This is a genomic window from Nitratidesulfovibrio oxamicus, from assembly GCF_015731765.1.
GTDB classification, from domain to species: Bacteria; Desulfobacterota; Desulfovibrionia; order Desulfovibrionales; family Desulfovibrionaceae; genus Cupidesulfovibrio; species Cupidesulfovibrio oxamicus.
Genome location: NZ_VRYY01000197.1, coordinates 1 through 4,563 on the forward strand (window position 1 = coordinate 1; position 4,563 = coordinate 4,563).

The window sequence follows — 4,563 nt, forward strand, 5'->3', positions numbered from 1 at the left end:
TTTCCAGGGTGGCGTGAGACCAAGACCCAAGGCGAATATTTGTTCGGCAAGCATGGCAATCCTCCTGAGGGAGGGCTATCCAAACTGGGCGAGGTCGGTCAATTCCACATTAAACGTCGAAGAACCATCCTGATGGTAGGCGCGGGCATCGCCGTGGCGCTGATGATCGTGGCCTGGCTGCTGGCACGCTCCGTGGCCAATCCCATCCAGATGCTGGTGGCTGCCTCCGGTCGCGTGGCGTCCGGCGATTTCGACGCCCTGCCCGACGCGCGCCACTTCTCGGGCGAACTGCTGGATCTGCACGGAAGCCTGCGCGCCATGGTGGGCAACCTGGGCGAACTGCTGGACACGGCCAAGGCCAAGACAAAGGAAGCCGAGGAACAGACCACCAAGGCCGAGGCCGCCCTGCGCGAAGCCGAAGACGCCCGACTGCGCGGCGAGCAGGCCCGCAGGGAAGGCATTCGCCATACGGCGGCGCGCCTTGAGAGTATCGTCTCCAACGTGCGCAACGCCTCGTACGAACTGGCCGGGCAGGTGGACGAGGCCCGCTCCGGTGCCGAAGTGCAGCGCGCCCGCACGGCGGAGACCGCCACTGCCATGGAGCAGATGAACGCCAGCGTGCTGGAGGTGGCCGCCAACGCCTCGCGTGCGGCCGAAAGCGCCGAAAACGCCCGGTCGCAGGCCGAGGCGGGCGGGACCATCGTGCGCGATGTGGTGGACAGCATCCGCAAGGTGGACGAGTTCGCCCGCGAGATGAGCGGCGGCCTGGGCGACCTGGGCAAGCGGGCCGAGGGCATCGGCAACATCATGACCGTGATCACCGACATTGCCGACCAGACGAACCTGCTGGCCCTGAACGCCGCCATCGAGGCGGCCCGCGCCGGTGACGCCGGGCGCGGATTCGCCGTGGTGGCCGACGAGGTGCGCAAGCTGGCCGAAAAGACCATGACCGCCACCAAGGAAGTGGGCGACGCCATCACCGCCATCCAGCGCGGCACGCAGGACAACATCACCGGCATGGGCCGCGCGGCGGAAGTGGTGCAGCGCAGTACCGACCTGGCCTCTAGGGCGGGCGAGGCGCTGGCGCGCATCGTGTCCATCGTGGAATCCACCGCCGACCAGGTGCGTTCCATAGCAACGGCGTCCGAACAGCAGTCCGCCGCGTCCGAGCAGATCAACCGGGGCACCGACGAGGTGAACCGCATCGCCTCGGAAATGGCCGAGGCCATGGCCCAGTCCACCCGCGAGGTGGGCGAACTGGCCCGGCTGTCGTCGGAATTGCAGGACGTCATCCACGAACTGAAGGAAGACAGCTAGACGACGGGCCTTCGACCGGCCCTGCTCATGAAACACGGCGCCCCGGCATCGCAACGATGCCGGGGCGCTTCGCGTATCCGGGCACATGGCGCGCGGGGCGACCGGAAACCGAGGGGCCTGGGGCCTGGTTGTCCGGCATGGCCCATTTCCCACCAAATCGGGAGGGAATCGTGACAAGCGGGACGGAAGTGCTTACTCTTTGCCCCGTGGCGGGGCGCGCGCCATTCGGCAGTGCATCCATGGCCCGCAACGGCCCACGGATGCACGACAAGTTCCGAAGGCCATCATGCGCCGCCATTGCCCGGACGCACGTGGGATGCGTCCGGCACACCGCCTGGGCGCACGCTTGCCGTGAGCCCGGGCGTCTTCCGGCAACCGTCAGCACGCGAGGCGTCGCATGAAGTACCGCATCCACCCCATCGTCATGGGTTCCAAGGTCTTCGACAAAGGCATGATGACCTACCAGCACGACTACGGCACGTCCTACACCATCCCCATCTACACATGGTACATCGAGGGCGGCGACAAGCGCATCCTGGTGGACACCGGCGAGCTGAACCCCATCGTCTCGCCCGACCGCGAGGCGGCGCTGGGCGGCAAGATCTACACCTTCGAGGCGGGGTTGGCCAAGTTCGGGCTCACCCCGGCAGACATCGACGTGGTCATCCACACCCATCTGCACAACGACCACTGTGAAAACGACTACAAGTGCGAAAACGCGGAAATCTGGGTGCACGAAAAGGAACTGGAGTCCATCCACAACCCGCACCCGCTGGATTTCCGCTACCTCGAAGACTACATCACCGACGTGGAAGACAACGGCCAGTTGCGCGTGATCACCGAAGAAGAGCGCGAGATACTGCCCGGCATCCGCGTGGTGCACACCCCGGTGCACACCGAAGGCGGCCTGACCGTGTTCGTGGATACGGAACAGGGCACCGCCGCCATCACCGGGTTCTGCATCATCGACGAGAACATGAACCCGCCCGCCGCCATCCGGGGCATGGAGATGGAGGTCATTCCTCCCGGCACCTGCATCAACCCCAAGCAGGGCTACGACATCATGCTCAAGGTGAAGGAGCAGGCGGACATCGTCATCCCGCTGCACGAACCGCGCTTTGCCCGCATGGAGACCATCGGCTGACCTGCGCTGGCCCGCGCGGCGCACTGAACGCGGCCATGCCGCCAGACAACGCCCGGCAACGCCACCACGCACCACCCGACACTGCCCGGCAGAATACCGGACACGGCGCGCCGTTCCCGCGCCCGCTCCACCGCACCTGAACGCCGGAACATCCACAGGAGCCGCACATGACCATGAAGTTCATCGACGTCACCTTCAACGGCGGCATGAAGATCGACGCCATACTCCACCCCGCCGTCACCCCCACCGGAGCCGACGCCCCCACCGGACAGGATGCGCCGCAACCTGCTCCGGGCACCGCCGCCCCCGCTTCCACCGTCATCCGCACCGACCAGCCGGTCAAGGACGGCGGCGAAGGCACCGCTCCCACCCCGTTCGATCTGTTCCTGGCCTCGCTGGCCACCTGCGCGGGCGTGTACGCCCAGCGCTTCTGCGAGGCCCGCAAGATTTCCACGGAGGGGCTGGGCATTCGCGTGGGTTGCGAATTCGCGCCCAAGGGGTTTCAGGTCACCCGCATGACCTTCGTGGTCACCCCGCCGCTGGGCTTTCCCCACCAGTACCGCGATGCGCTGGTGCGCGCCGTGGAACTGTGCACCGTGAAGAAGCACATCATGACGCCGCCTGCGTTCGAGGTGGTGCTGGCGTAGGCACCTCATGCCAACTGGCGTTGCGGCGCCCGCCACGCGCCGTGTCCGACGGCTTTCCACCAGTCTTCTCGCATCCCCGCAGCGCCGTGGCCCGTCACGGCGCTGCCGCATTTCCGGGGCTGCCGCGCGCACAATGGCCGTGCCGGACGGCATTGCCCATCCTTTGCCCATTCCCACGCGGGCGGTCCTGTGGCAGATTCGACATCGCCAACATATCCGCCATGGGGGGCAGTCCCGCACCGCGTACCGCCCCCGACAGAAAACGCCAACCGGAATCGCCGCCACCGGAGCCGCCATGCCTCACCGTTCCGTCAATCTTGCCCTGCACGTCATGAAGGATCCGGCCGCCATGGCCGAAAAGACCGCCCAGTTGCTGCTGGAACGCTGCGAGCGGGCCGTGGCCGCGCGCGGCGTGTTCACCCTGGCCCTGTCCGGCGGCAGCACGCCCATCCCGCTGTTCCGGCTGCTGGCCACCCCGTCCTGGCTCGACCGCCTGCCGTGGGAAAAGATCGCCGTGTACTGGGTGGACGAGCGCTGCGTGGAGCCGGACAACCCTCAGAGCAACTACGGCGTGGCCCGGCGCGAACTGCTGTCGCTGGCCCCGGCAACCCGATTCTATCGCATGAAGGGCGAGATGGATCCGGTGGAAGGCGCCGCCGCCTACGAATCGCTGTTGCGCGAACATTTCTCCCTGGAGGAAGGCACCTGGCCGCGCTTCGACATGGTGCTGCTGGGCATGGGCGAGGACGGCCACACCGCCTCGCTGTTCCCCGACGGGACGGGTCTTGCCGAGCGCACGCGCCTGGTCATCGACCAGTACGTGCTGGCCACCAAGAGTGACCGGCTTACCCTGACCCTGCCGGTGCTAAACAACGCCCGCTGCTGCGTGTTCCTGGTTTCCGGCAGGGAAAAGCACCCCGTGCTGGCGCGGGCGCTGGACCTGCTGGCGGAACCCACCCTGCCCGCGCAGTTCGTGAAGCCCGCCAACGGGGATCTGGTGTGGATCGTGGATGAAGGAGCGGCCAAGGGATAGTTCAACGCGCGCCTTCGCCCGCATTGAACCTGGTCATGCCGAACCGGGCCGAGCCGGGCCGGTCCGAGTCGGGCCGAAACAGGGCCGAACCGGGCCGAAACAGGGCCGAACCGGGCCGAAACAGGGCCGAACCGGGCCGAAACAGGGCCTAGACTGGGCCGCAGCCGGACAGCAGCCCGACCGCAGCCCGACCGCAGCCGGATCAGCCTTCCGTCCGTGGCAGTGCGTCCACCAGCGCCTCTCCGGCGGCCATGTCGATGACGGCGGCCATGAACGCGGCGGCGTGCTCCACGGGCAGGTCGATGATGCACTCCACGTCGGCCCCGTGCACTTCGGACAGGATGGCCGCCTCGTATGCGGGCAGCAGCCGCCGCAGCGCCCCGGCCCTGCCGTGGGCCAGCACCACGGACACCCGCGCGGGC

At 67.5% G+C, this 4,563-nt stretch carries 5 protein-coding genes; 4 read left to right on the plus strand and 1 reads right to left on the minus strand.

Annotated features, from left to right (window positions below; genetic code table 11):
- From FVW20_RS07975 to pgl, 4 genes are all read left to right on the plus strand, one after another.
- Positions 1 to 1,317: methyl-accepting chemotaxis protein (locus FVW20_RS07975; RefSeq protein ID WP_231038965.1), on the plus strand; the 1,317-nt coding region annotated here is incomplete at its 5' end.
- A gap of 397 nt (positions 1,318 to 1,714) precedes the next feature.
- Entirely contained in the window at positions 1,715 to 2,461 is a 747-nt protein-coding gene (locus tag FVW20_RS07980; RefSeq protein WP_196608995.1) for an N-acyl homoserine lactonase family protein, read from the plus strand.
- 167 nt (positions 2,462 to 2,628) lie between these two features.
- Positions 2,629 to 3,108: an OsmC family protein gene (locus FVW20_RS07985; protein WP_196608996.1), complete on the plus strand. Its 480-nt coding sequence runs from the start codon at positions 2,629 to 2,631 to the stop codon at positions 3,106 to 3,108.
- Positions 3,109 to 3,403: 295 nt separating this feature from the next.
- On the plus strand, positions 3,404 to 4,141 hold the full coding sequence (gene pgl, locus FVW20_RS07990) for a 6-phosphogluconolactonase (protein WP_196608997.1): 738 nt from the start codon (positions 3,404 to 3,406) through the stop codon (positions 4,139 to 4,141).
- Between the two features lie 202 nt (positions 4,142 to 4,343).
- On the opposite strand, the gene FVW20_RS07995 is transcribed toward pgl, so the two are convergent.
- The coding region (locus FVW20_RS07995; RefSeq protein WP_196608998.1) for a DUF1949 domain-containing protein at positions 4,344 to 4,563 on the minus strand (220 nt) is incomplete at its 5' end.

Coding starts and splice junctions, on each gene's coding strand:
- FVW20_RS07980 (WP_196608995.1), top strand. CDS start 1,715: ATGAAGTACCGCATCCACCCCATCGTCATGGGTTCCAAGGTCTTCGAC.
- FVW20_RS07985 (WP_196608996.1), top strand. CDS start 2,629: ATGACCATGAAGTTCATCGACGTCACCTTCAACGGCGGCATGAAGATC.
- pgl (WP_196608997.1), top strand. CDS start 3,404: ATGCCTCACCGTTCCGTCAATCTTGCCCTGCACGTCATGAAGGATCCG.